This window comes from Arthrobacter sp. MPF02, assembly GCF_046605375.1.
Classification (GTDB): Bacteria; Actinomycetota; Actinomycetes; order Actinomycetales; family Micrococcaceae; genus Arthrobacter.
This window is the reverse complement of record NZ_CP176772.1, coordinates 2999912-3025533: the sequence shown is the minus strand read 5'-3', so window position 1 is coordinate 3025533 and position 25622 is coordinate 2999912. Positions and strand designations below refer to the sequence as shown.

The following is a 25622-nucleotide window of genomic DNA, read 5'->3' as shown; positions in this document are numbered from 1 at the left end:
TCGTTGTGCCTCAAAGTACCCCCACAGATCTCCAGAACCGCACGGCCCCATCCGCCGCCGTCGACTCTTCCCTCAGCGCCGAGGGCTACAGCAAAACGCTGGGCAGGCGCCACGTCACCATGATCGCCATGGGCGGCGCCATCGGCGTCGGCCTGTTCATGGGCGCCGGCGGACGCCTCGCCTCCACCGGCCCGGCCCTGATTTTCTCCTACGCCATCGCCGGCGTCATCGCCTACCTGCTCATGCGCGCGCTGGGCGAACTCATCATGTATCGCCAGACCTCCGGGTCCTTCGTAAGCTACGCCGGTGAAATGTTTGGCAAAAAGGGCGCCTACCTGTCCGGCTGGATGTACTTCATCAACTGGGGCATGACCGGCATCGCCGAACTCATCGCCATCGGCCTCTACTTCCAGTTCTTCTTCCCCAACGTTCCGGTGGAAGCCTCGGCCATCGCCGCGCTGGCGCTCCTGGTTGCAGTGAACCTGCTCAGCGTCAAGGCGTTCGGTGAGTTCGAATTCTGGGCCTCCTGCCTGAAGGTGGGCGCCATCCTGATCTTCCTGGCCGTAGGCACGTTCATGGTGGCCACCAACGCCCAGGTGGGTGACGGCGACGCCTCGGTGGCCAACCTCTTTGCGGCCGACGGCGGCATGTTCCCCAAGGGCGCCCTGGTGATGGTCCTGGTCCTGAACGCCGTCATCTTCGCCTACAACGGCATCGAACTGGTGGGCATCACCGCCGGCGAGATGCAGAACCCGGAACGCGAAGTGCCCAAGGCGATCCGCGCCGTCGTGCTCCGCATCGTGGTGTTCTACGTCGGGTCTGTGACCCTGCTGGCGATGCTGCTGCCGTCGGACCAGTACCAGGCCGGCATATCGCCGTTCGTCACCGTCTTCGGCCAGATGGGCCTGGGCTGGGTAGGCGACGTGATGAACATGATCGTCATCACCGCGGCGCTGTCCTCCTGCAACTCCGGCCTGTACTCGATCGGCCGCGTGTTCCGCAGCATGGCCAACAACGGCCACGCCCCGCAGTGGCTTACTAGGATGTCCCGCCGGCATGTCCCCTACGCAGCCATCCTGGCAATCGCCCTGTTCTACCTCGTTGGCATCCTGCTGAACATCTGGCTGGGCGGATCGCACGCCTTTGACCTGGCCCTGAACACCGCCTCCATAGGCGTGATCTTCACCTGGGGCGCCATTTTCGCCAGCCAGATCGCGCTGCGCCGTAAGAAGGGCGTGGTTTCCAGCCTGCCTATGCCCGGTTCGCCGTGGTCCAGCTGGGCCGGTTTGCTCGCACTGCTCGCTATTACCGTGCTGATCGGCTTCGACACCATGACCAACAAGGAAACCGGTGAGGTGTTCTACCTGGGCCTGTGGACCCTGGCCACCATCCCGTTCTTCGCGCTGGTGCTGTGGCTGGGCTGGCAGAAGGTGAAGAACAACGAGCCCAAGACGGAGCTCTACAGCTAGCTTTACCGGCAAGGTTCGACGGCGGGACGCCCCTGGGGAGGGTGGGCCCGCCGCCGGCGTTTCCAGCCTTTGCAGGGGAAACGGTGGTGGCCGGCGCCCGCCCCGGGCAGACTGGGGCTTGTGACTGAACCGTGGGTGCTGCATGTGGACCTTGACCAGTTCATCGCCGCCGTCGAAGTGCTCCGCCGGCCGGAGCTCGCGGGCAAGCCGGTGATCGTCGGCGGCCGTGGCGATCCCACCGAGCGGGCGGTGGTGTCCACGGCTTCCTACGAGGCCCGGGCGTACGGCGTCGGCTCCGGAATGCCGCTGCGGATCGCCGCGCGGAAAGTACCTGACGCGGTGATCCTGCCCGTCGACCATGAGGCCTACCTCGAGGCGTCCGAACAGGTCATGGCGGTGCTTCGCTCCCAGCCGGGTGCCACCGTCCAGGTGCTGGGCTGGGATGAAGCGTTCGTGGGGGTGCAGACGGGCGACCCGGAAGGCTACGCCCGGCAGATGCAGCGGGCAGTGCTGGAGGAGACCCGGCTGCACTGCAGCGTTGGCATCGGCGATACCCTGGTCCGCGCCAAGGTGGCCACCACATTCGGTAAACCCGCAGGCGTCTTCCGCCTCACCGGAGGCAACTGGCTCGAGGTGATGGGGAGCCGTCCCACCATCGAGCTGTGGGGCGTTGGGAAGAAGGTGTCACAGCGGCTTGCCAAACTTGGGATCACCACCGTCGCGGAGCTTGCGGCCGCCAATCCTGATGACCTGGTCCCCGAGTTCGGGCCCAAGTTGGGGCCCTGGTATGCGCAGCTTGGACGGGGCGACGGCGCGCGGGAAGTCGATGACACGCCCTGGGTGGCACGAGGGCACAGCCGGGAAACCACCTTTCAGCAGGACCTGACGGAGCCCGCGCAGGTAGACGGTGCGGTCAGGGAGCTGGCGGCCCACGTCCTGGAGGACATGGCGGGCGAGGGCCGGCCCGTGGTGGGGTTGACGCTGAAAGTCCGGTACGCGCCCTTCCTCACCAAGACCTACGCGCGGAAGATCCCGGAAACCTCTGACCCCGGGGAGGTGCTGGCGCGTGCGCTCGACCTGGCCGAAAAGATCGAGCCGGGCAGGCCGATCCGTCTCCTTGGCCTGCGGGCCGAGATGACGATGCCTGAGGATTCCCGGCAGGGGCACACACCTACCCGCAGCGGCTGGTAACAGCCAGCTTGGAACAGCAGAACGGCGGCGGATCTGCAAGGGATCCACCGCCGTTTCAGCCTGTTGCAGCACGCCGTTCGCTACGGCTGCACCAGCAAGGAACTAGTCACGCTTGAACTCGTCCTTGACGCTTTCGCCAACCTTCTTGGCGTCCGCCGTGACCTGGTCCGTCTGGCCTTCGGCCTTCAGGCGGTCGTTGTCAGTTGCGTTGCCGGCAGCCTCCTTGGCCTTGCCGCCCAGGTCTTCTGCCGCATTACTGATCTTGTCTCCGAGGCCCATGATGGACTCCTTTCGTTTCGTCGATCACCTGACAACTTCACCCTAACACGAAGCATGCTTACTATTTCAAACTGCGCCGGCCCCGAGTGCTTCGTATGCCTGTTGCTTGTCAGTCCACGCAGTTAGGCTCGAAGCCATGGAGCAAACCACCACCCTGACCCGGCACATCAAGGCAACTCCGGATAAGGTCTGGTCGGTGATCACGGATATCCCCGGTTCGGCGGCAACGCTGTCCGGGATAGAAACGGTGCAGCTCCTCACGGGCGGGCCCTATGGTGAGGGGACGCGGTGGAAGGAAACCCGGAAGATGATGGGCCGGTCGGAAACGGTGGAAATGTGGGTGGAGCAGGTGGACCCGCCGCGCAGCACCACCGTGAAGGCTGTGCAGGGCGGCGCGGACTACACCACGCGCTTTGCGCTTGCCCCGCGCGACGCCGGAACGGACCTCACGCTCACCTTCGGCGCGGAGATGCCCAAGCCCAATGCTGCTGCCCGTATCCTGATGGCTCTTTTCGGAAAGCTCGGCCTCGCTGCCACCCGCAAGGCGCTCGCCAGGGACCTGGCGGAAATTGCCGCCAAAGCCGAATCCCTGTAGCCCGCGGAGCTTTTGGGCAGGCAACGGGGCCACGAGGCCTCTGGGGCCAACAGCTCCTGTCTAAAAACTCGTGAGGTACGCATCGGGGGCGCGGCCGTGTACTATTTACAGAACGAACGGTCGGTAAGTGAACCCGGATAGGTAGCGCGAAGTGTCGTTTTGAACGCTCAAAACGGCAGTTGCTGCTACTTAGTTGGGGGAGGGCATACAGCCGGCCGCCGATAACAGTGCTGTTAATCGCGTGAAGGGTGTTTCCATGACTGCAACCGCAGGGCCGCAGGCTTTCCTTGTTGGCGGGGTACGGACGCCGGTAGGCAAATACGGTGGTGCACTGTCCTCCGCCCGACCTGACGACCTCGCAGCCCTGGTGGTGCGGGAGGCAGTGCACCGTGCCGGCCTGCACCCGGACAGCATCGACGAGGTGATCCTGGGCAATGCGAACGGTGCCGGCGAGGAAAACCGGAACGTCGCCCGAATGGCCACCCTGCTGGCGGGACTGCCGCTCCACATTCCGGGCATCACCGTCAACCGGTTGTGCTCCTCCGGGCTCAGCGCAATCATCCAGGCCAGCCACATAATCAAGGCTGGCGCCGCGGACATCGTGATCGCCGGCGGGGTGGAGTCCATGAGCCGGGCGCCGTGGGTCCAGGAAAAGCCCGCCACCGCGTTCGCCAAACCGGGCCAGATTTTCGACACCTCCATCGGCTGGCGCTTCACCAACCCGCACTTCCAGCACGGCGCACGGTCCCGGGACGGCAAGATGACGTACTCCATGCCGGAGACCGCGGAGGAAGTGGCCCGCGTCGACAACATCTCCCGCGAGGACGCCGACGCTTTTGCGGTCCGCTCGCACGAACGGGCATTCGCCGCGATCGAAGCCGGCCGGTTCAAGGACGAGATCGTCCCTGTCACGGTCAAAACCCGCAAGTCCGAGACCGTGGTGGACACGGATGAAGGCCCCCGCCGCGGTACGAATATGGACGTCCTGGCTAATCTGAAGCCCGTGACGCACGGTGGCACCGTGGTCACTGCCGGCAACTCGTCGTCACTGAACGACGGCGCCTCCGCCATCATCGTGGCGTCCGAGGCCGCCATCGAACGGCTCGGACTGACGCCCCGGGCACGCATCATCGACGGTGCGTCCGCCGGGTGCGAACCGGAGATCATGGGCATCGGCCCCGTCCCCGCCACGCAGAAGGTGCTCAAGCGGAACGGTCTCAGCGTAGGTGACCTTGACGCCGTCGAACTCAATGAAGCCTTCGCCACGCAGTCCCTCGCCTGCATCCGGCGCCTTGGGCTTGAACCGGACATCGTGAATAACGACGGCGGCGCGATCGCTTTGGGCCACCCCTTGGGTTCCAGCGGGGCCAGAATCGCCATCACCCTGCTCGGCCGGATGGAACGCGAGGATGCCAGGGTTGGCCTGGCCACCATGTGCATCGGCGTGGGCCAGGGCACCGCGATGCTGGTGGAGAAGGTCTGATGCCGGGGCCTGTGGACCTGGCGGCCGAGAAGTTCCATGCCCTCCTGGTCGAAGAACGCAGTGACAGGGTCATCGTCCTGCTGAACCGGCCGGAGGTGCGCAACGCCATCGACCAGCAGATGGTGGACGAACTGCACACGGTCTGCGCCGCACTCGAGCAGGACCCCAAGGTCCTGATCATCGCGGGGGTGGAGGGAGTCTTTGCCTCCGGGGCGGACATAGCCCAGCTGCGGGAGCGGCGCCGGGACGACGCCCTGCAGGGCATCAACTCCACCATCTTCGTCCGGATCGCCAAACTGCCCATGCCCGTGATCGCTGCCCTGGACGGATATTGCCTCGGCGGTGGCGCGGAGCTCGCCTACGCGGCTGATTTCCGGATCGGCACGCCGAACCTGCGGATCGGCAACCCGGAAACCGGGCTCGGCATCCTCGCCGCGGCCGGTGCCAGCTGGCGGTTGAAGGAACTGGTGGGGGAACCCGTGGCCAAGCAGATCCTCCTGGCCGGACGGATCCTCGGCGCGGAGGAAGCCCTTGCCCTCAACCTCATCACCGAGGTCCATGACCCGGACCGGCTTCTGGATGCTGCCCATGACCTGGCGGACCGGATCGGCCGGCAGGACCCCCTGGCCGTACGCATCACCAAGTCCGTGTTCCACGCCCCGGCCGAGGCACACCCCCTGATCGACCAGCTGGCCCAGGGGATCCTGTTCGAATCCGGGGCCAAGTTCGACCGCATGCAGAAATTCCTGGACCGGACAGCCGGCGGGACGTCCAGCAGCGACACCGGAAAGAAGAACCCATGAACAATCCCCAACCTGCTCCCGGCCTTCCGGGCGAAGTGGCCGTGCTGGGCGGCGGGCGCATGGGCGCCGGCATCGCCCACGCCTTCCTCATCAAGGGTGCCGATGTTTTGGTGGTGGAGCGCGACGAGGTGTCCGTCGAGGCCGCGCGTGAACGGGTGGAAGCTGCCCTCCTGAAGAGCGTTGAGCGGGGAGCCATTGACACCGGGTTCGAGGAGCTGGTCTCCCGCCTGGCTGTGGGCACCGACTACGACGCCTTCACGGGGCGGGAACTGGTGGTCGAAGCCGTGCCTGAGGACTGGGACCTGAAGGTCGCGGCCTTGCGCGGCATCGAGGAGCGCCTGGCGGATGACGCTTACCTGGCCTCCAACACCTCCTCCCTGTCTGTCAATGGCCTGGCGAACGAGCTGAAGCGGCCGGAAAACTTCCTGGGGCTGCACTTCTTCAACCCGGTACCGGCGTCCACGCTCATCGAGGTGGTGCTGGGGGAGAAAACGTCTCCCGGACTCGCTGCCCTTGCAAAGGGGTGGGTGGAGGCACTGGGCAAAACCGCCGTCGTCGTGAACGATGCCCCTGGGTTCGCGTCCTCACGGCTGGGCGTGGCCATCGCCCTGGAGGCGATGCGCATGGTGGAGGAGGGCGTCGCCACCGCAGAGGACATCGACGCCGCCATGGTGCTTGGCTACAAGCACCCTACGGGGCCGCTCAAAACCACCGACATCGTTGGCCTGGATGTCCGGCTGGGAATCGCCGAATATCTGCACTCGACACTGGGGGAGCGGTTTGCCCCGCCCCAGATACTCCGCGACAAGGTGGCGCGCGGCGAACTGGGCCGCAAGACCGGCAAGGGCTTCTTCGACTGGCCCAGCTAGGTGCCCTGTGCCGGACTAGCCGTCGAAGAAGCCCACGATGTAGCCGATGAAGTAGAGCAGCGACAGCAGGACCACGATCCCGATGATCGCGATCCAAAAGAACTGTGTGCTCTTCTTGGTGCCGTGCTCGTCGTGGCCCTGTGTGGTGCTGGTTGAGGCTTCCCCCGGGGGTGTTTCCCCCGGCGGTACTCCACCGCCTGGCTCCAAGCCGGTCAGCTTGTCCTCGTCCGGGTCCGGATTTTGTCCTGACACGTTGATCTCCCTCGTTTGCCGTTCCTGGTATTGTCCCAGCGTAAACCGGGCCCAATGGGTGGGCCTAGGCTGGTGCAGTGACCTTCCTTGAACCCCTTACCCTGACTGGCCGCCATGTAATCCTCGAACCGCTGGCGGAGGAACACCACGACGGCCTGGTGAAGGCGGCGAGGGACGGTGAGCTGTGGAAGCTTTGGTACACCTCGGTGCCGGAACCGGGGGACATGGCCGATGAGATCCGGCGGCGCCTGGCCCTCCAGGACGAGGGTTCGATGCTGCCGTTCACTACCAGGCTGATCGACCCGGACACCGGTGGTCCGGGCAGGATCATCGGGATGACCACGTACATGAATATCGACGCCGGCACGCCCCGCGTGGAGATCGGCTCCACCTGGAACGCAGCGTCGGTTCAGGGAACGGGAACGAATCCGGATTCCAAGCTGCTGCTGCTCCGGCACGCGTTCGAGGAGCTGGGCTGCCCGGCCGTGGAGTTCCGGACGCACTGGCTTAACCACCAGTCCCGCGAGGCGATCGCCCGGCTCGGCGCAAAGCAGGACGGCGTGCTCCGCAACCATTCCCGGACCCGCGACGGGATCCTGCGCGACACCGTGGTCTTCTCGATCCTGGAGCACGAGTGGCCCATGGTCCGTGCCGGGCTGGAGCACAGGCTCGCCCGGCGCGGCTAGGGAACTGTTACGGGCGGGCGAGCTGGGCCGGCTTGACCGCTTCGAGGAGCGCTGATGCGTATGCGCGGTGCCCCTCCTTATTGGGATGGAAGTTGTAGTCGGGCGTGGGCTGCGCGAGGAGTAGTTGCAGCCAGGGATTTACGGAGTTCACGGCATGACCAATAAACTTGTTGCGCACATCAACAAACTGGAAATTCCCGTAGGCCTGATTGAGCACTTGTACAGTCCCCTTGAGTATTGTGTTCAGCCCATCCGCCGCTTGATTTATGACGAGCTGCGTTTCCGGCGGAATCGGAGCGAACGGGCTGGCTGGATCAAAAAGGTAGGGGTACCCCAGAACAGCAATCTTGGCGTGAGGCGCTACGGTCCGGATCCACACGAGTGCCTCTACGAGGTTCGTCTGCATCTGCTCCACGGTGGCAGGATCCGACGCTATGGCCAGGGCTTCGGAGCATTCTGCCGAGGTCCCGGAAGCGCAGGCTCCGATGACACTTGCGAAGCCAAGATCATTGGCCCCAGCTGTTATAGAAACTAATTCGGTATCGTGCGAGAGCTGCCGGGCAAGGGTGGCCATCAGTATCTGTTCCATGACGGTAGGAATGATGATTTCACGATCGTAAAATCTGCTGTCACTGTCCAGGACAGCACCGTGGCAGGCTTTATTGGCGACTACATCGATTCGGCCCGTTTTTGCCACTACGTCCACGTAGCCACCACTGCTCTGCCAGCAGGCTACGTTGGCCGGCCGATATGGTGCCCCGGCTCCGGTTCCAGCTGTGTAGGAGTCCCCAAAGGCAACGTAGTCAACGTCACGCGCGGGCGCTGCGCCGGCCGGGGCGGCCGTCAGACCAAGCGCCAGGGCAAACGTGGCGAGGACGGCTGCAAAAGCCGTGTGCCGCCGTCGTAATCCTGTTGTTCCCATCGCCGTTCTCCTTCGAACCTTGCCTGTGGGCACAGAGCGGTTACGTGTACCGTACGCCTGGCGGGAAGCGCCGTCACCAGCCGTAGCTACCCTTCTTTCATCCAGATTTTCCTCGTGTGACATGCGCCGCGCAGCACCGTGTGGTTAGCTGTGCGGATGAAGAATCAGGGCAGGCCCATGGGCTGGGATGGTGCTGTCAACGCCTGGCATGTAGCCGGCGGCGTCTATCGGATGGGACGCCGGGAATGGCTGACCGAGGCGGGCTGGCAACAGGCGTTCGACGACGGCATCCGCACCGTTGTTGACCTTCGCAACGCCGCCGAGGCCCGCCGGCGCGATACCGATCCGGTGGTGGCGAAGGCCGCCTGGGAAGGAATGACCGTCATAACGGCACCCACCGAGGAGCCCGGGGACCCCCGCTTCACGGCCATCACCGGCCCGTACCTCAACGACCCCGCCTTCTACGCAGACAACGCCCGGATCTTCCCGGACAAACTCGTCGGAGTCTTCCGGGCGCTCGCATCGGCAGCAGGTCGCGGAGGCGTGATCCTGCACTGTGCCGCCGGCCGTGACCGCAGCGGGATGGTCGCAGCCATGGTCCAGGACCTGGCGGGTGACACCGACAGGGACATCGCCGAGGGCTACCGCCGTGCGGCCCGCGGCATCAATGAACGCTACGGCACGCACGGTCCGCCGCACGACAGGGAGCGCTACCTCGGCGACGCCGAGCTGGAACCCCTGCTCGAGCAGCGCGGAAAAGCGGTGGTGGAGTTCGTCCGCGCCCTGGACACACGGAACTACCTGCTGCGCAACGGCCTCAGCTTCGATGAACTGCACGCCGTGCTTGCCTTGTGCGGGGCAGGGGTCGCCCGATGACGGCCCGCAACCTGCGCCGGTTCCTGTCCATGGGCGCCGTTGCCGGGGTGCTCGCCTCTTCCGCTTACATCGCAGCGCCGGCTTTCGCCAGCGAGGAACCGGCAATTCGGCCAGCTCCCGGTACGGCTGCGTCCGACGGCGGCACGCGCCTTTCCGAGGCAGCGCTCGCGGATGCGGTGCAGCGCGATCTTGGCCTCAGCCCGGAGGAGTTCAGCGCCGCGGGCGAACTGGGTGCAAAGGCGGCGGAAGCAGCCGTGCAGCTGCGGGATGTTCCCGGTTACGCTGGCGTCCGGCTCGATGCCGGAAAGATTGTGGTGGCGGGATCAGGTGCCGGGCTGCTCGAGAAGGTGGCCGCGCTCGCGGTTTCGATCCCCGAACTGGTGGTGGACGCGCCTATGCCCCAGGCCAAGGGCGGGAACCCTGAGGGCACCGCTTCGTCGGACCCGGCCGCCGGTTCCGAATTGGCCGCCAGTACGGAGCAGCTGTTCCAGGCGTACGTGCGCGAGGTCGGCGCGGAGGGCCTGCAGGCGGTAGTGGCCGACGGCGGAAAGTACGTGATCCGGACCGGCGGGACCAACAGCCCCGAGTCCACCTCCCGTGGCGGTGACCCGGGCGCTCCTGCCGCAGGTCCCGGCAAGGTATCACCCGCAGAGTTCGTGGCCCGGTACGCCAACGTGGTGCTCGACGCCGGCACGCACCTTGCTCCCGAAGCCGACGTCCCCGGGGGTGTCGGCTACATCGCCGATACCGGCTGGATATGCTCCACGGGTTTCTCCGCCTTCGACCCCACGGGCGTCCCGGCCGTGCTGTCGGCCGGCCACTGCGCTTCCGACGGGGCAGCGCAGACGGCGACCCTGCAAATCATGGGCGAAGCCGCTGGTCTGCTGGGCAGGTTTGGTTTCAGCCAGTACGGCGGGCCGGGCAATTCGCGCATCAACGAGGACCCGCTCAACCCGGACGAACCGGCAAACGTGGGTACCGACATCTCCGTCATCGAGTCGTTGCGCTCTGATATTGATGCGCTTCCGGCCGCCAGCACCTGGGGTGACCTCTCTCAACCAGGACCGGACGTCAAGATTATCGGCAGGGCTGATCCCGTTGCCGGAATGCCGGTCTGCCGCTCGGGCCGGACCTCAGCCTGGTCCTGCGGGACGGTTGATGCCGTGGGCATTTTTGTTGTTCCCGGCCCTGGTTATGCCTCGGACCCCGCCGATCTTCGGGCGTTCCGGGGTTTCCTCTCCTATGCCGTCCAGTCCAGCGGCGGCGATTCCGGCGGGCCCTACGTCAGCGGAAACTATGCCGTGGGAACCCACGCAGCCGGGGACACCCCTGACGGCAACGGCAACGTGATCCAGAATTTCGCCGTTGCCGCCACCCTCAGTGAGAGCCTGGCTGTCCTGCCCGGCTACCAGTTGGAACTCTTCCTGAACAAGCCCGCTGTCACCAGCCCTGCTCCAGGTGGCACCTACGAGCCGGGGCAGGTCATCACCGGAACCGTACCGGCAGCTCCGGCCTCGGCCATCGCTGCCGGGTCGACGGTCCGGATCACTCCCGAGGACGGTGAACCCTTCGAGGTCCCGGTGGACGCGGATGGAAACTGGAGCTTCACGGCACCCGGATCGCCGGAGGGCAAGCGCCCACAGGCATTGCGCTTCACCGCCGAGACGGTCAACGGATTCAGTGTTTCGGGCATCAACAGCTTCGCGTTCCCGCCCCTGCCTGAGGAGGCCCCCACGCCGCCGGCACCGGCACCGGACTCCGAAGAACCGCCGGCACCGGCCGACCCGGGCCCGCGGGCACCGGCACCCGCTGCTCCTGCGCCCACAAACCCGGCCCCGGCGGACGCATCCCCTGCACCGCCCGCCGACTCCTCGGACGGAGGCGCCGCCGTCGTACTTCCAGCGGCCACGCCGCCCGCGGACCTCGCCAACACGGGACGCAGCGGTAGCCCCAGGAATCCCGGAGGGCTCGCCAACACCGGCGCCTCTACACTTCTGCTGTCGGCGACAGGTGCGGCAGTGGCAGCAATTGCGGCCGGGGGCGTCCTGATGGTGCTGGTCGGGCGGCGGAAGCGCAGCGGATAGGGAAGCCCTACTTGTGGCGCCGCATCAGCAGGTTGGTGATGCGGAGCGTGCAGAGCCGCTGGCCGATCTCGTTGGTGATGAGCACCTCGTGGGTGGTCAGCGTGCCGCCGAGGTGGATGGGCGTGGCCGTGATGGTGACCGTCCCTTCCCGCGCCGAGCGGTGGTGGGTGGCGGACACGTCCACGCCCACCGCCGTCTTGCCCATGGTGCTCGCGTGGATCACGGCAGCCCAGGAGCCCACGGCCTCGCCCACCGCCAGCGAGGCGCCGCCGTGCAGCAGGCCGAACGATTGCCTGTTGCCCTCCACGGGCATGGTGGCGACCACCCGCTCCACTGATTCCTCAAGGATCTTCACGCCCAACTTCTCGTCCAGCTCGCCGAGCGTGATCTTCCATAGCTCGTGCTGCCTGGGGGCATGGGCCGGAGCAGGCTCGGGGGAGTTCGGAGTCGGGGCGGTCATGGGGTCTCCTTCAGGTCTTTGCGGTCCGGCTTCTAGTGTGCGGCGCGGCACATTCATGTATGGTACTTATATTACCGAACGGCCGGTCAGTAATCATTGACGGCCTTTCTGCCCGCTTGTTGGAAGGACACGTCAACGATGACCACCACTGCCACCGCTCCCCAGGCCACGGTTGACACCGTGGAGACAGTGCCCAGCTTCATCATGGACGCCTGGTGGACGCCCGACGCCGGCTCGTCGGCTTCCGCAGTCCCCGTCCGGGATGCGAGCACGGGGGAGATCCTGGCCAAGGTGAGCACGGAGGGGCTGGACCTGCAGGCGGTCGTGGACTACGGACGCGACACCGGCCAGGCGGAACTTGGCCAACTCACCTTCCACCAGCGTGCCCTAAAGCTCAAGGAACTGGCCCAGTACCTGCACGCCCGACGCGAACACTTCTACGCATTCTCGGCGCAGACCGGCGCGACCAAGATCGATTCCATGGTGGACATCGACGGCGGTATTGGTGTCCTCTTTACCTTCGGCTCAAAGGGCCGGCGCGAACTTCCGAACTCGCAGGTGGTGGTCGACGGGCCGATGGAGCAGCTGTCCAAGGACGGGTCCTTTGCAGGCGAGCACATCTACACCCGGATCCCGGGCGTCGCCGTGCAGATCAACGCCTTCAACTTCCCGGTCTGGGGCATGCTGGAAAAGTTCGCGCCTGCGTTCATCGCGGGCGTCCCCACCATCGTCAAGCCCGCCACCCCTACAGGCTATGTGGCCGCGGCGGTTGTAAAGGCGATCGTTGAATCCAACATCCTGCCCAAGGGCTCCCTGCAGCTCATTTCCGGCTCCGTCCGCGGGCTGCTGGACGTGCTGGACTACCGCGACTACGTATCCTTCACCGGTTCCGCCTCCACGGCATTGTCCCTGAAGTCCCATCCGAACGTGGTCCAGGGCGGAGTCCGTTTCACGTCTGAAACCGACTCCCTGAACGCCGCCATCCTCGGTCCTGACGCCGTTGAGGGCACCCCGGAATTCGACGCGTTCGTGAAGTCCGTGGTCACTGAGATGACTGCCAAAGCCGGCCAAAAATGCACCGCCATCCGCCGGGCCATTGTGCCGCAGGAGCAGGTGGGTCCCGTGTCCGCTGCCATCGGCAAGCGCGTCCAGGAGCGTGTCGTGGTGGGTGACCCCCGCGCGGACGGCGTCACCATGGGTGCGCTCGCCTCCGTGGAACAGCTTGAAGACGTCCGCGCCGCAGTGCAGGCCATGCTCGACGCCGGCGGTGAGCTTGCGTACGGAACGCTCGATTCGCCGTCGGTCACCACCGCGGACGGCACCTCCGCTGTTGTGGCGGAAGGCGCCTTCATGGCCCCGGTCCTCCTGAATTGGAACAATCCCGAGGCGGAGGCACTGCACTCACTTGAGGCGTTCGGTCCCGTTTCCTCGGTGGTCGGCTACAAGGACCTGGCCGACGCCGTCCGGCTCGCCGTACGCGGCAGCGGTTCGCTGGTGGCCACGGTCTGCACCAACGATCCGTCCGTGGCGCGGGAGCTGGTCACCGGGATCGCAGCACACCACGGGCGCGTCCTGATGCTGAACCGCGAGGACGCCCGTTCCTCCACCGGCCACGGCTCGCCTGTCCCGCACCTGGTCCATGGCGGGCCGGGCCGCGCCGGCGGGGGCGAGGAACTGGGAGGCATCCGCTCCGTCATGCACCACATGCAGCGCACCGCCATCCAGGGCTCGCCCAACATGCTTACCGCCGTCACCGGAATTTGGCACGCCGGGGCAGACCGCAACTTCACGCTCGAGACCGAAGGCACGCATCCGTTCCGGAAGTCGCTGGAGACGCTGCGGATTGGCGACGCCGTCCGGTCCGACCTGCGGCAGGTCACCCTGGAGGACATCAGTGCGTTCGCGAACTCCACCGGGGATACGTTCTACGCCCACACCAACCAGGAAGCAGCGGAAGCCAACCCGTTCTTCCCGGGGATCGTGGCGCACGGCTACCTGCTGCTGAGCTGGGGAGCGGGACTGTTCGTTGAGCCCGCACCGGGCCCTGTCCTGGCGAACTACGGGCTGGAGAACCTGCGGTTCATTACCCCGGTGGCCGCGGGCGATTCCATACGCGTGACCCTCACCGCCAAGAAGATCACCCCGCGCGAAACGGACGAGTACGGCGAGGTGTCCTGGGACGCCGTTCTCACCAACCAGAACGACGACATCGTGGCCACCTACGATGTCCTCACCCTCGTCGAAAAGTAGCCCCCAAAGCCCCTGGTTGCGCTATCACTTTTGGTCCCTAAAACCGGGTTTTAGGGACCAAAAGTGATAGCGCATCGGGGGAGGCGCGCCGGAGGTTGAGACTGTCCTGCCGGCGGTTGAGCCTGTCGAAACCTGTGGGCGGGAGCGTAAAATTCTGCCCGTAGGAGGTGGCCCGATGACCCTAAGAATGAACACAGCCACAACCATCCTGCCAGTCGACGATGCAGCCCGTGCCCGCAGTTTCTACACCGAAAAACTCGGACTCCCGCACGTAGGAATGACAGACGATGGAAGCGAATTGCTCGGCAGCGACGGCGGCCCGATGCTGCAGTTGAAGCCGGTTTCCGACGGAAAGCACTCCGAACACACGGCCCTGAGCTTCGAAGTGACGGACATCGAGAAGACTGTCCGTGAAATGGAAGCCATGGGAGTGCAGTTCCAGGACTACGACCTGCCCAACCTTAAGACCGAAAACCATATCTGCACCACGAATTCAGAGAAGTGTGCCTGGTTCATGGACACCGAGCACAACATCCTGTGCGTCCATGAGAGCCTGGGCGGCAAGATGGAGTACCAGCTCTAGCAGCCAGGCAAACGTCAGGGGCGCCCCGGAAGAATCCGGGGCGCCCCTGCGTTTGCCACCAAAGGTCAGGACTCGGCACCGCCGTGCAGGCCGTCGTCGCTGCTGTCATCCTCGGGGCCGGTGCCGCGGCCGGAGGTCTGGTCGGAGAGGTCCATGTTGCCGCGGGCCTCATCCATGGTGGGGCCGCCTGCGGGCACGCTGTAGGTGTCCGGACGGATGCCGTGGGCCTGCTCCTCAATCAGGGCCTGCTCCTCGCTGAAGCGGATCACGTTGGCCTCGTCGCCGGCATCGCCGGGAATGTCCTCGCGGATCTTGGACGGGTCGGGCACAATGAAGCCTGCCTCTGGCTCTTCCTTGGAGTTGCTCATTTTCCTTACCTTCCTATCGGGTGGTGGGTTCAGTGGGGCGCTCAGCCAGGTCCACCTTCACGTCCTCGGTCTGGTCGCCGCGTTTGACGGTGAAGGTGACTGTGTCGCCGGGGTTGCGGCTGCGCAGTTCTGCCAGCAGCCCTTCCGGTGCTGTGAGTTCCACGCCTTCCATGGACTCCAGCACGTCGCCGGGGCGGATTCCGGCCTCTCCCGCCGGCCCGTCCTCGGCCACGGCCAGGACCAGCACGCCGGCGCCCTGTTCGATGCCCAGCTGGTCTGCAATCTGGGCGGTCAGTTCGCCGGGGGTCAGGCCTACATAGGCGTGTTCGGCCGTGCCGTCGGCCAGCAGTTCCTCGGCCACTTCCACGGCCGTGGCGGCCGGAATGGCGAACCCCAAAGCGACGGCACCGGCCGACGGCGGGATGTACGCCTCGCTGATGCCGATGATTTCGCCGCGCATGTTGATCACGGCCCCGCCGGAGTTGCCCGGGCTGATGGGCGCGTCGGTCTGGATCAGGTCAACGAGGGACAGGCTGTTGGAGGCCGAGCCCGGAATGGACCGGTGGAGCCCGGAGATGATGCCGGCCGTGGCCGTATTCTCGAACCCCAGCGGGGAACCGAGCACCACGGCGCCTTCGCCTACCTTGGGCAGGTCGGTCTGATAGGTCGGCTTCGGCAGCCCGGTGCGGTCCGCCTGCACCAAAGCAAGGTCCGTGACGGGGTCGGTGGCCCGGACCGTACCGTCCACGCGCTGGCCGTCGGCGAAGGCGACCTCCACGCGGGTGTTGCCGCGAATCACGTGCTCGTTGGTGAGGATCAGGCCGTCCTCCGAGTACACCACGCCACTGCCCAGCCCGCCCTCGGTGAAGATGGTGACCACGGACGGTGCCAGGTTTTCCACCAGCTGCGGGATGCCGCCGGCCGCATCCGGAGCGGCGGGTGCGCCGGCCCCTCCGGTTGCCGGGGCGGAGGCGGCGGGGCTGGCGGCAGCGGTGTTCCCGGTGCCGGTGGTTTCGCTGGGTGCCGGGGATCCACCGGTGCATGCGGATAGTACGACGGCGGCACTCAGGGTAGCTGCGGCGGCGGCGGTCCTGCACAGGCCGGGTCGGCGTGGCCGGCCCGGGTGCGGGCGGCGGCGCCCATGAGGAATTGCCGGGCTCATTCAGTACCTCCCTGCGGTGGCGGCTTTCTACCACCGTAGCCGGGGTGCGCCGCAAATACCAAGCACACTTAGTATTTGTGGCGCTCAGAGGCGGACGCGGCCACCGGACGGCCCAACTAGGTAGCGCTATGTGTCGTTTTGGCAGGTCATAACGACAGTTGGCGCTACCTAGTTGGGGAAGGTCAGGGGTGGCCGTGCAGTCCGTCGAACGCCATGGTGATCACGTCATCGGCCAGCCGCTTAGGGGAGAGGGAGCCCCTGGGCTTGTACCACTCCACGATGGAGTTGATCATGCCGAACAGGAGCCGGGTGACGGTCCGGGGGTCGATGTCCTGCCGGAGCGAGCCCTCGTCCCTGGCCAGCGAAATGAGCGCTGCCACCTTGTGGTCGAATGTGCGCCGGCGCTCCAGCGCGTCCCGTTCAATCTCGGTGTTCCCGCGCAGCCGCAGCAGCAGCGTGACAAACGGCAGCCGGTCCACCAGGACGGCCACCGTTTGCCGGAGGACGAACTCGAGCCGGGCGTCCGCGGGGCCGGACGTCGCCTCCGGCTGTTCCAGGATGGTCTCCAGCCCGCCGAGTGCGTGGTCAAGGGCGAGCTTGAGGAGGTCGCCCTTGGAGGGAACGTGGTGGTAGATGGCCGACTTCGAGATGCCCAGGTTCTCCGCCAGGATGCCCATCGAGGTGGCGTCGTAGCCGTGGCGGTTGAAGACGTCCACGGCGATGCGCAGCACGGACTGTTGGTCGTAGCCGGGCCGGCCGCGCCTGGCTGTGCCATTGACTGCAGTGCCGGTGGTGCTGGAGGTTCCGGTGGTGCTGGGCATAGGTGCTAGTTTCTCACGAACGGTCGGTCGGCCCGGGCAGGTCCCCCGCCGGTGGGCCCGGGAGCGCCGTTCACCTAGCCCTTCGGGCGGAGGTCGTAGATGCGGCGCAGCTTGCCGTTGGACCGCTCAAGCGAGCCGGGCTCCACAACGTCCACGGCGCATGAAGAACCCACGTGGATCTTGATTTGCTCCTGCAAGGTGCGTGCCGCCGTCGTGCCCTGCTCGGTGGTGACGTTGTCCCGCCGCTCGATCTTCACGGTCAGCTGGTCCATCCGCTGGCCCTCGGGCCGGGTGAGCTCGAGCTGGAAGTGCGGGCTGAGCTCGGGGATCCGGAGCGCGATCTCCTCGATCTGCGAGGGGAAGAGGTTGACCCCGCGGAGGATGATCATGTCGTCGCTGCGGCCGGTGATACGGCCCATCCTGCGGTGTGCGGGGCGGGCGGTACCGGGCAGGAGGCGGGTGAGGTCCTTGGTGCGGTAGCGGATGATGGGCAGTGCTTCCTTGGTCAGGGAAGTGAAGACGAGTTCGCCGTGTTCGCCGTCGCCCAGGACGTTCTCCTTGCCCGCCGCCGGGTTGAACGGGTCGATGATTTCGGGGCGGAAATGGTCCTCCCAGATGTGGCTGCCGTCCTGCGTCTCCACCGCCTCGCCGGCGACGCCCGGCCCCATCACCTCGGACAAGCCATAAATGTCGCAGGCCTTGAGGTCCATGGTGACCTCGAGCTCGTGCCGCATCTCCTGCGTCCACGGCTCGGCGCCCAGCACCGCGTACTTCAACGATGTGGAGGCGGGGTCGATGCCCATGTGCGCCATGGCGTCGGCGATAGTCAGCAGGTAGGTGGGCGTGCACAGGATGGCGTCCGGCTGGAAGTCCTGGATCAGCTGGATCTGGCGTTCAGTCTGGCCGCCGGACATGGGGATGACCGTGCAACCCAGGGCTTCGGCGCCGGCATGTGCGCCCAAACCGCCGGTAAACAGGCCGTAGCCGTAGGCGTTGTGGACCTTCATGCCGGGGCGGATACCGGACGCGCGGAAACAGCGGGCTACAAGCTTGGCCCAGTCCGCCAGGTCCTGCCTGGTGTAGCCCACCACGGTGGGCCGGCCGGTGGTGCCGGAGCTGGCGTGCACGCGGGCCACTTCGCTTTGCGGCACGGCGAACATGCCGAACGGGTATTCCTGGCGCAGGTCTTCCTTGCTGGTGAAGGGGAAGTTGCCCAGGTCGCTGAGTTCCCGGAGGTCGCTCGGGTGCACGCCGGCGTCGTCGAATTTGCGCTTGTACAGCGGCACACGCTCGTAGGCGTAGGCCACGGTGTGCTGCAGACGGCTCAACTGGAGCGCCTCGAGTTCGTCGCGGGAAATGGTTTCCTCACGGTCCAGGCCTGGTGTTGCTGCGGATGTTGCCGCTGCCGGGGCGGGGGTTTCGGGAGCATGCAGGGTCATGTTGTCCTACTTCCTGGGGATGGTGCGGCTGCGTCCGCGGAACTCGGCAATGAGTTCGCCGGGGGCGCCGGAGGGGGTGGATTCGGCCTGTTGGGCGTCTGCGGCGAAGATCTGGATGTCGTACAGGCCGCTGCGTCCGGCGCTGGAACGCCGGTCGGCGACGGCGGTGACCACCTGGCCGCGGTAGGCGGGCTTCAGGAAATTGATGTCCACGCCCGAGGCCACGGTGATGAGGTTTTCCTCGCCCGGTGACGGGTGGATCGGGTTGCAGGCAAGTGCGAAGGCTGAGTCTGCGAAGGCGAAGATCATTCCGCCGTGGGCCATGCCAAAGCCGTTGAGCATCTCCTGCCGGAGGGTCATCCGGATGGTTGCGTGGCCGTCGCTCAGGGACAGGACCTCAATGCCCATCCATTCGGAGGCGTAGTCGTTTTCCAGGATGGGGTGAGGTGGCCCGGAAAGTGTTGTTTCAGCCATGCGTCATTGCCTCCAGCTTTATTTACCGAATGTTCATTAGGTAATCCCATGAGGGGGTGCGGTGTCAAGGGCACGGCTTCGGCCCAACCAGGTAGCAGTATCTGTCGTTGTGGGCGCCCATAATGGCAGTTACTGCTACCTGGCTGGGTGGGTGCCAACTGGTGGAAGGTGCAAGGATGGGGGGACCGGCACCAGACAGCAAAGGGCGGACCATGGCCAAAGGCATCTACGTCAGCGCAACCACTCCCGGATCGGGCAAGTCCCTCGTGGCCCTGGGCCTGGCGGACACGCTGCACCGGCATGCGGACCGGATCGGCTTCTTCAAGCCCGTTGTCACCGGGCCCACTGCCGGGGACGACCCCATGGTGGCCCTGATGAAGTCCCGGTTCGCGCTGGGCGACGAGCGCTGCCGCGGCGGCCTGACCTCGCAGGAGGTCAGGAGACTGCTGGCAGAGGGCAACCGCGAAGAAATCGACTCCCGCTGCGTGGAGATCTTCGCTGAAATGTCGCGGCTCTGCGACGTAGTGATCGTGGAGGGGACGGACCTCACCGGCCAGGACGCCGCCGTCGAGTTCGACCTCAACGCCCGGCTGGCCAACAACCTCGCCGCACCCGTGGTGGCTGTGGTCGGGGCCAAGGGCCGCACTGTCGAGGAGGCCTCAGCGGCCGTCGATGTTGCCCGGAAGGAGCTGGCCGCGGAAAAGTGCGCACTGCTGGCCATCATGGTCAATCGCGCGGATCCCGACTTGGTGGACGAGATCGCCGCCAAGGTGAAGGTGGGTGCCTCCGGGCGGCCCGTCTACGTCCTGCCCGAGCTGGAGGAGATTGCACGTCCCACAACCGGTGAAGTGGCCACGGCGCTGGACGTTCGGCAGATTGCGGGCAGGGCGGACATGGACCGCGACGTGAAGGACATCAAGGTTGCAGCCATGAACGTGGGCAACTTCCTCAACGTGCTGGACGAAGGTGCCCTGGTGATCGTCCCGGGGGACCGGGCCGACGTGATGGTGGCATGCCTGGCATCATCCTTCTCCCCGGAGTTCCCCGTGGCCTCCGCGCTGATCCTCACCGGCGGCCTGGCGCCTGACGCCAACATCTACCCGCTCCTGGCACAGGCCCCGTTCCCGGTGTTCGCCGCCCGCGATGACACGTACACCACTGCCCGCCGCGTCTCGGAGGTCCGCAGCGAGATCTGGTCCGGGCACCGGCGGAAGGTGGCGTCGGCCCTGGGACTGTGGTCCCGCCGCGTGGACGAGGCCGAGATTGTGGAGCGGCTGCACCTGCCGCGCGCGGAGCGGATGACGCCGCTGCGGTTCCTGCATGACCTGATTGAACGGGCCCGCTCGCAGCGGCGGCACGTAGTCCTGCCGGAGGGGACCGACATGCGGATCCTCCGGGCGGCAGAAATTTTGCACCGGCGGGACGTGTGCGACCTGACCGTGCTCGGGCCCGAATCGGACGTCCGGGAGCTGGCTGCCGCCCGGGGCATCGACCTCACCGGTATCAACGTGGTGGACCCGGCAACCTCGGACCTGCGGCAGAAGTTCGCTGAGAAGTACGCGGAACTGCGGGCACACAAGGGCGTGGACCTGGCCAAGGCGCTGGAGATCATGCAGGACGTAAGCTACTTCGGCACCATGATGGTCCAGCTGGGAGTGGTGGACGGCATGGTGTCCGGCGCGGCGCACACCACGGCGCACACCATCCGGCCGGCCCTGGAATTCGTGAAGACCCGGGAGGGCGTGAAAATCGTGTCCTCCGTGTTCCTGATGCTCATGCCGGACCGTGTCCTGGTCTACGGCGACTGCGCCGTGAACCCGGATCCGAACGTGGAGCAGCTGGCGGACATCGCGCTGGCATCAGCAGAAACCGCTGCCCAGTTCGGCGTGGAGCCTCGGGTGGCCATGCTGTCTTACTCCACCGGCGGCTCGGGCTCCGGCGAGGCGGTGGACGAGGTGCGGCAGGCCACGGAACTGGTGCGTGCGCGCCGCCCGGACCTCGCCGTGGAAGGACCCATCCAGTACGACGCCGCCGTGGACGCCTCCATCGCCGCGTCCAAGATGCCGGGCTCCTCCGTGGCCGGGCAGGCCACGGTGTTCATCTTCCCCGACCTCAACACCGGCAACAACACGTACAAGGCGGTACAGCAGAGCTCGGGCGCGGTGGCCGTGGGGCCGGTGCTGCAGGGGCTGCGGAAGCCGGTCAACGACCTGTCGCGTGGCTGCACCGTGGAAGACATCGTCAACACCGTGGCCATCACGGCGATCCAGGCGCAGGCCTGACTGCCAGTCCGGTGGTTGGGCAGCATCCCGTGGAAGCCTCGATTATCGCCACGAAACTCTACGTCCCCGGGCCGCGGCGGGGGTTTGTGGCGCGGCCGCGCCTGCAGGCCAAACTGGACCTTAGTGCCGGTGCGGGACTGACGCTCGTTTCGGCGCCGGCAGGTTTCGGGAAGACTTCCCTCCTCGCGGACTGGGTCCAGGGGGCGGCCGGGGAACGCCATGGCCGCGTCGCCTGGCTGTCACTGGATGCAGCCGAGGGTGAGCCGGGTACTTTCTGGAGCCACGTGATCACAGCGCTCCAAACCGTGGTGCCTGGAGCGGGGTCCAAGGCCCTGGAGCTCATCGGGTCACCGCCCCTGGCCACGGAACTTTTCCTCGTGTCCCTGATCAACGACCTCGCAGCCCTGTCCCAGGACCTGTGGCTGGTGCTGGACGACTACCACACCGTGGATGGCGGCGGCCTGGCGGATGGCATGTCCTACTTCCTGGAACATGTTCCGCAGCAGCTCCACGTGGTGATGAGTACGCGTTCCGATCCCGACCTGCCCCTGGCCAGGTGGCGGGTGCGGGGAAAACTGGTTGAAATCCGCGCAGCAGACCTGCGGTTCAGCCAGGCTGAGGCCGAGGCCTACCTCAACAAGGAGGCAGGGCTGGGGCTTGCGCCTGAACAGGTCTCCACGTTGGAGCAGCGGACCGAGGGCTGGATCGCGGCGCTGCAGCTCGCCGTGCTCTCCCTGCGTGACCGGAACGATGCCGCCGGCTTCATCAACCGCTTTGCCGGAGACGACCGCTATGTCGTGGACTACCTGGTGGACGAGGTGCTGGAGCACCAGCCGGACGGGGTCAGGAGCTTCCTCCAGCACACCGCAGTCCTGGACAGGCTCACCGGCCCGCTGTGCGATGCTGTCACCGGCCGGGACGGTGGAAGCACCATGCTCGTGAACCTGGAGCGGGCAAACCTCTTTGTTGTCCCGCTCGATGACCGGCGCGAGTGGTACCGCTACCACCACCTCTTCGCAGACGTCCTGCGGGGACGCCTCCTCAGCGAGGAACCGGACCAGGTTCCGCTGCTCCACCGCCGCGCCAGCCAATGGTACGAGTCCCGGGACCACCTGGCCAACGCCATCCGGCATGCCCTCGAGGGCCGGGATTTCGGCCGGGCGGCGCGTCTGGTGGAACGTGCTCTGCCCCTGCTCCGGCGCAGCCGCCAGGACGCCGTACTGTTCGGCTGGCTGGCAGCACTTCCCGATCCCACCATCCGGGAGAGCCCCGTGCTCAGCGTCTTTTACGGCGCAATGCTGATGGCTTCCGGCGACCTGGCCGGTGTGGAGCTCCGTCTCGCGGATGCAGAGCGAACCCTGGCGGCTGCGGGTCCGGCAGCAGCAGAGGGCACCGGTGAAAACCAGGAGCTGGAGACGCTTCCGGCCACAATTGCCACCTACCGTGCCTCCCTGGCACAGGCGCGGGGAGACGCAGCCGGCACCGCGGCCCACGCCCGGCGGGCACTGGAACTCGCCGGGCCGACGGATCACATGGCGAGGGGCGCCGCGGCCGCTTTTCTTGGGTTCGCCGCCTGGTCGGACGGCAACGTGGCCGAAGCGCTGCACACGTTCACCGGGGCAATTGCAAGCCTGCACGCGGCCGGCAACCTGCTGGACGAGTACAGCAGCACGGTCATTCTGGCGGACATGCTGCTGGCTGCAGGCCGTCCTGCGGGGGCCCGCCGCAGCTGTACGGCGGCACTTATGGCAGCGGATTCCCAAAGCGAATCCATGCTGCGGGCGGGCGCCGAGCTGCACGTCGCCCTCGCCGAACTCTGCCGGGAGGCTGGGGATCTCCAGGAAGCAGGCGTGCACCTGGCCGCGGCCGCGGCGTTTTACGAGCGCGGTCCGATGACCGAAAGCCGGTACCGGTGGTTCGTGGCCAGGGCATTGACGGCCTATGACGAGGGCCGCCGGGACCGGGCCATGGACTGGCTGGACCAGGCGGGGCAGCTGTACCGGCCGGGATTCTTCCCTGAGGTGCGACCCGTCCCGGCCATCAAGGCAAGGCTTCAGCTTCGTCACGGGGACCTGTCCGCCGCTGCCCGCTGGGCGCAGCTGTGCGGGATTGATGCTGCTGGCGGCGGCACCTACCTGCAGGAGTTCAACCACCTCACCCTGGTGCGGCTGCTCATCGCCCGGCAGCGGACCGGTGCGGATACCCTTGCCGCCAACGCTGCGCTTGACCTTCTTGGCAGGCTCTCAGCAGGAGCCGCTGAGACAGGCCGTTTTGGCAGCCTCGCCGAAATCCGCATGCTGCAGTCCCTGGCCTTCGACGCACTCGGCCTCCGCCTGCAGGCGCAGGAGGCGCTGGCGGAATCGTTGACGGGTTCGCCGGAACCTGACGGCTACGTGCGGCTGTACCTTGACGAAGGTCCACCGATGGCGGACCTGCTGCGCGGGGCGGCAAAGGCAAAGCACGACGGCGCCGCTGCCGCCGGTGCCCGTCGACTGCTCACCCTGTGTACGTACCAGGAACCGGCCGGCGCGCGCAGCGGGGAGCAGCCGGAGTCGGACCTTGAACCGCTCAGTGATCGGGAGCTGCAGGTCCTTCGCATGCTGGACAGTGACCTGAGTGGACCGGAAATAGCCAGGGCCCTGTTCATTTCGCACAACACGCTCCGCACCCATACCAAGCACATCTTCACCAAACTGGGTGTGGGAAGCCGGCGGGCGGCAGTAGGGCAGGCGGGCGAGCGCGGCCTGCTCTGAATCACCCCGCCAATCACATCATCGGGTGATGTCCGCGCACCCCGCCGGTTCCTACCGTGGACTTATCCGGCAGCGCCCCGCCGCCGCGCACACCTCAAGGAGCCATGAATGTCCATTACCACTGCAAGCCTCACGCGATCGGCCGGCCTGTGTGCCGCGGCCGCAGGCGTGCTGTTCATCGGCGTGCAGGTCAACCACCCGCATCTGGACGCCGAGTTCGCCACCACCACCGAATACTCCATCCGCCAGGGGCTCAAGGTACTGATGGGCGTGCTGTCCCTCGCAGGCATCACCGGGATGTACCTTCACCAGGTGAGGCGGGCGGGAGTGCCGGGGCTGGTTGGCTACCTTCTGTTTGGCACCAGTTACATCATCATGACAAGCGTGGAGCTCATCGGTGCAGTGGTGCTGCCAACGCTTGCCCGCAGTGACCCTGGCTATGTCAACAATGTGTTCGCCATGATCCTCGGTGAGCCGTTGAGTGGCGACCTGGGCGGCATGCTCGGCCTGAATATCGCCGCAGCCGCCACCTTCCTGGGCGGCGGGCTCGTCTTCGGCATTGCCCTGTTCCGGGCAGGGGTTCTGGCCCGCTGGGCCGCGGCGCTGCTTGCGGCAGGGTCCGTGGCAACCCTCGTGATCCCGCTGCTGCCCCAAGTCAACGAAAGGTTGTTCGCCATCCCTGCCGGAATCGCCATGATCGGTCTCGGCTACTCGCTGTGGCGGAGCCTCAGCACCCCGGAGGCCCGGCTCGAAAGCAATACCGAGGCAGGCCGGGTGGGAGCGCCGTGACCGCGGCCGGGCCCGGGCCCAGTTACTACGCGGTCAGGGTCAGCGGGCACCTCGACCAACGGTGGTCCGCCTGGTTCGGCGGCATCAGCATGGAACACGAGGGCAAGGGCACCACCCTGCTCAGTGGTGCCGTGCCGGACCAGGCGGCACTGCACGGGCTGCTCGCCAAGGTGCGCGATCTTGGCCTGGTGCTGATCTCCGTGGAAGCCGTGGACAGGCCCGACGGCGGCACCAGGGCGGGCGCCGCCGTCGAACCTTGGAAAAACTAGCTGTTGTCCGGCTTGGCCAGGCTGTCCTCGTCCTCCTGCTTGGCCGGCTCGTCGGAAAGGCCCTGCGGTGTCAGGTCCAGGTCCTCGGTATTCCCTGGGGCCTCCGCCGCTGCGCCTGTTTCGCTCGCTTTGAGGTTGCCGGTGTCATCCAGGGCAGGATTGGCGCCCTGGACGCCGGTGGGGTCCTTCGGCCCGGAATCGGGCTGGGCGTTCAGCGGGGCGGTGCTGCTGGAACCCGTGTTGGTGGGGTCGTTTTCGTCGATGGAAGCGGGCTCATTCGTCATGGAAATGTCCTCTCGCGCGTGGTCCAGCCTGTCCGCCGACTGTAGGCACAGCACGTTCGAATCCGCAAGGAAATCCGGGGGTGTCGCCGCCCTGGCGGGTAGCATCGCTGCCATGTCCCAAACTGTGATCACCACCTCTTTCACCCGTTCGGAATCCGGAGCAAGCAGCGGTCTGGTAC

25 protein-coding genes are annotated in these 25622 nt (G+C 66.4%); 15 read left to right on the top strand and 10 right to left on the bottom strand.

Annotated features, from left to right (window positions below):
- Positions 1-5 precede the first annotated feature (5 nt).
- Positions 6-1469, top strand: a complete 1464-nt coding sequence (locus ACLH0K_RS14355; protein ID WP_411374226.1) for an amino acid permease — start codon at positions 6-8, stop codon at positions 1467-1469.
- Between the two features lie 135 nt (positions 1470-1604).
- Positions 1605-2660 (top strand): DNA polymerase IV, encoded by a 1056-nt coding sequence (locus tag ACLH0K_RS14350; protein ID WP_411376485.1) that lies wholly within the window; start codon positions 1605-1607, stop codon positions 2658-2660.
- A gap of 102 nt (positions 2661-2762) precedes the next feature.
- On the opposite strand, the gene ACLH0K_RS14345 is transcribed toward ACLH0K_RS14350, so the two are convergent.
- On the bottom strand, positions 2763-2939 hold the full coding sequence (locus ACLH0K_RS14345) for a CsbD family protein (protein WP_411374225.1): 177 nt from the start codon (positions 2937-2939) through the stop codon (positions 2763-2765).
- A 136-nt stretch (positions 2940-3075) separates the two neighbouring features.
- On the opposite strand from ACLH0K_RS14345, the gene ACLH0K_RS14340 reads away from it, so the two are divergent.
- From ACLH0K_RS14340 to ACLH0K_RS14325, 4 genes are all read left to right on the top strand, one after another.
- Positions 3076-3534, top strand: a complete 459-nt coding sequence (locus tag ACLH0K_RS14340) for an SRPBCC family protein (protein WP_411374224.1) — start codon at positions 3076-3078, stop codon at positions 3532-3534.
- Between the two features lie 256 nt (positions 3535-3790).
- Positions 3791-5017 (top strand): thiolase family protein, encoded by a 1227-nt coding sequence (locus ACLH0K_RS14335; protein WP_411374223.1) that lies wholly within the window; start codon positions 3791-3793, stop codon positions 5015-5017.
- Positions 5017-5820: an enoyl-CoA hydratase/isomerase family protein gene (locus tag ACLH0K_RS14330; RefSeq protein ID WP_411374222.1), complete on the top strand. Its 804-nt coding sequence runs from the start codon at positions 5017-5019 to the stop codon at positions 5818-5820. Before ACLH0K_RS14335 ends, ACLH0K_RS14330 begins: the two co-directional genes overlap by 1 nt.
- A complete protein-coding gene (locus tag ACLH0K_RS14325; RefSeq protein ID WP_411374221.1) occupies positions 5817-6689 on the top strand; it encodes a 3-hydroxyacyl-CoA dehydrogenase family protein in 873 nt (290 codons plus the stop codon). Before ACLH0K_RS14330 ends, ACLH0K_RS14325 begins: the two co-directional genes overlap by 4 nt.
- Positions 6690-6704: 15 nt before the next feature.
- Here the strand turns inward: ACLH0K_RS14325 and ACLH0K_RS14320 are convergent, their stop codons facing one another.
- Positions 6705-6941 carry a DUF6480 family protein gene (locus ACLH0K_RS14320; protein ID WP_411374220.1) on the bottom strand — a complete coding sequence of 79 codons (237 nt, stop codon included), beginning with the start codon at positions 6939-6941 and terminating at the stop codon, positions 6705-6707.
- Positions 6942-7018: 77 nt separating this feature from the next.
- Between ACLH0K_RS14320 and ACLH0K_RS14315 the strand changes: the two genes are divergently transcribed.
- On the top strand, positions 7019-7627 hold the full coding sequence (locus ACLH0K_RS14315) for a GNAT family N-acetyltransferase (protein ID WP_411374219.1): 609 nt from the start codon (positions 7019-7021) through the stop codon (positions 7625-7627).
- 7 nt (positions 7628-7634) lie between these two features.
- On the opposite strand, the gene ACLH0K_RS14310 is transcribed toward ACLH0K_RS14315, so the two are convergent.
- Entirely contained in the window at positions 7635-8549 is a 915-nt protein-coding gene (locus ACLH0K_RS14310) for an SGNH/GDSL hydrolase family protein (RefSeq protein ID WP_411374218.1), read from the bottom strand.
- Positions 8550-8726: 177 nt separating this feature from the next.
- On the opposite strand from ACLH0K_RS14310, the gene ACLH0K_RS14305 reads away from it, so the two are divergent.
- Both ACLH0K_RS14305 and ACLH0K_RS14300 read left to right on the top strand, forming a co-directional pair.
- Positions 8727-9425 carry a tyrosine-protein phosphatase gene (locus ACLH0K_RS14305; RefSeq protein WP_411374217.1) on the top strand — a complete coding sequence of 233 codons (699 nt, stop codon included), beginning with the start codon at positions 8727-8729 and terminating at the stop codon, positions 9423-9425.
- Complete coding sequence (locus ACLH0K_RS14300) at positions 9422-11509, top strand: S1 family peptidase (protein ID WP_411374216.1); 2088 nt, start codon at positions 9422-9424, stop codon at positions 11507-11509. Before ACLH0K_RS14305 ends, ACLH0K_RS14300 begins: the two co-directional genes overlap by 4 nt.
- A 7-nt stretch (positions 11510-11516) precedes the next feature.
- Here the strand turns inward: ACLH0K_RS14300 and ACLH0K_RS14295 are convergent, their stop codons facing one another.
- Positions 11517-11969, bottom strand: coding sequence for a PaaI family thioesterase (locus ACLH0K_RS14295; protein WP_411374215.1), 453 nt, complete (start codon positions 11967-11969; stop codon positions 11517-11519).
- A gap of 138 nt (positions 11970-12107) precedes the next feature.
- On the opposite strand from ACLH0K_RS14295, the gene paaZ reads away from it, so the two are divergent.
- On the top strand, positions 12108-14219 hold the full coding sequence (gene paaZ / locus ACLH0K_RS14290; RefSeq protein WP_411374214.1) for a phenylacetic acid degradation bifunctional protein PaaZ: 2112 nt from the start codon (positions 12108-12110) through the stop codon (positions 14217-14219).
- A 187-nt stretch (positions 14220-14406) separates the two neighbouring features.
- Positions 14407-14802: a VOC family protein gene (locus tag ACLH0K_RS14285; protein WP_138137110.1), complete on the top strand. Its 396-nt coding sequence runs from the start codon at positions 14407-14409 to the stop codon at positions 14800-14802.
- Positions 14803-14867: 65 nt separating this feature from the next.
- Here ACLH0K_RS14285 and ACLH0K_RS14280 read toward each other — a convergent pair whose 3' ends face one another.
- The 5 genes from ACLH0K_RS14280 to ACLH0K_RS14260 form a co-directional block, all read right to left on the bottom strand.
- The gene (locus ACLH0K_RS14280) at positions 14868-15170 is read right to left on the bottom strand and encodes a hypothetical protein (RefSeq protein WP_411374213.1); all 303 of its coding nucleotides are present in this window, start codon (positions 15168-15170) and stop codon (positions 14868-14870) included.
- 13 nt (positions 15171-15183) lie between these two features.
- Complete coding sequence (locus ACLH0K_RS14275) at positions 15184-16332, bottom strand: S1C family serine protease (RefSeq protein ID WP_411374212.1); 1149 nt, start codon at positions 16330-16332, stop codon at positions 15184-15186.
- A gap of 182 nt (positions 16333-16514) precedes the next feature.
- On the bottom strand, positions 16515-17153 hold the full coding sequence (locus tag ACLH0K_RS14270; protein ID WP_411374211.1) for a TetR/AcrR family transcriptional regulator: 639 nt from the start codon (positions 17151-17153) through the stop codon (positions 16515-16517).
- A 74-nt stretch (positions 17154-17227) separates the two neighbouring features.
- Entirely contained in the window at positions 17228-18592 is a 1365-nt protein-coding gene (gene paaK, locus ACLH0K_RS14265) for a phenylacetate--CoA ligase PaaK (RefSeq protein ID WP_411374210.1), read from the bottom strand.
- A gap of 6 nt (positions 18593-18598) precedes the next feature.
- Positions 18599-19066, bottom strand: a complete 468-nt coding sequence (locus ACLH0K_RS14260) for a hotdog fold thioesterase (protein ID WP_411374209.1) — start codon at positions 19064-19066, stop codon at positions 18599-18601.
- Positions 19067-19278: 212 nt separating this feature from the next.
- Between ACLH0K_RS14260 and pta the strand changes: the two genes are divergently transcribed.
- The 4 genes from pta to ACLH0K_RS14240 all read left to right on the top strand — a co-directional run bounded on the left by pta (position 19279) and on the right by ACLH0K_RS14240 (position 25159).
- The gene (gene pta, locus ACLH0K_RS14255) at positions 19279-21348 is read left to right on the top strand and encodes a phosphate acetyltransferase (protein ID WP_411374208.1); all 2070 of its coding nucleotides are present in this window, start codon (positions 19279-19281) and stop codon (positions 21346-21348) included.
- A 29-nt stretch (positions 21349-21377) separates the two neighbouring features.
- Positions 21378-24101: a LuxR C-terminal-related transcriptional regulator gene (locus ACLH0K_RS14250; RefSeq protein ID WP_411374207.1), complete on the top strand. Its 2724-nt coding sequence runs from the start codon at positions 21378-21380 to the stop codon at positions 24099-24101.
- A gap of 108 nt (positions 24102-24209) precedes the next feature.
- Positions 24210-24890 (top strand): hypothetical protein, encoded by a 681-nt coding sequence (locus tag ACLH0K_RS14245; protein WP_411374206.1) that lies wholly within the window; start codon positions 24210-24212, stop codon positions 24888-24890.
- The gene (locus ACLH0K_RS14240; protein WP_411374205.1) at positions 24887-25159 is read left to right on the top strand and encodes a hypothetical protein; all 273 of its coding nucleotides are present in this window, start codon (positions 24887-24889) and stop codon (positions 25157-25159) included. Before ACLH0K_RS14245 ends, ACLH0K_RS14240 begins: the two co-directional genes overlap by 4 nt.
- Here the strand turns inward: ACLH0K_RS14240 and ACLH0K_RS14235 are convergent.
- Complete coding sequence (locus tag ACLH0K_RS14235; protein WP_411374204.1) at positions 25156-25443, bottom strand: hypothetical protein; 288 nt, start codon at positions 25441-25443, stop codon at positions 25156-25158. The genes ACLH0K_RS14240 and ACLH0K_RS14235 overlap by 4 nt on opposite strands.
- Positions 25444-25622: the final 179 nt, after the last annotated feature.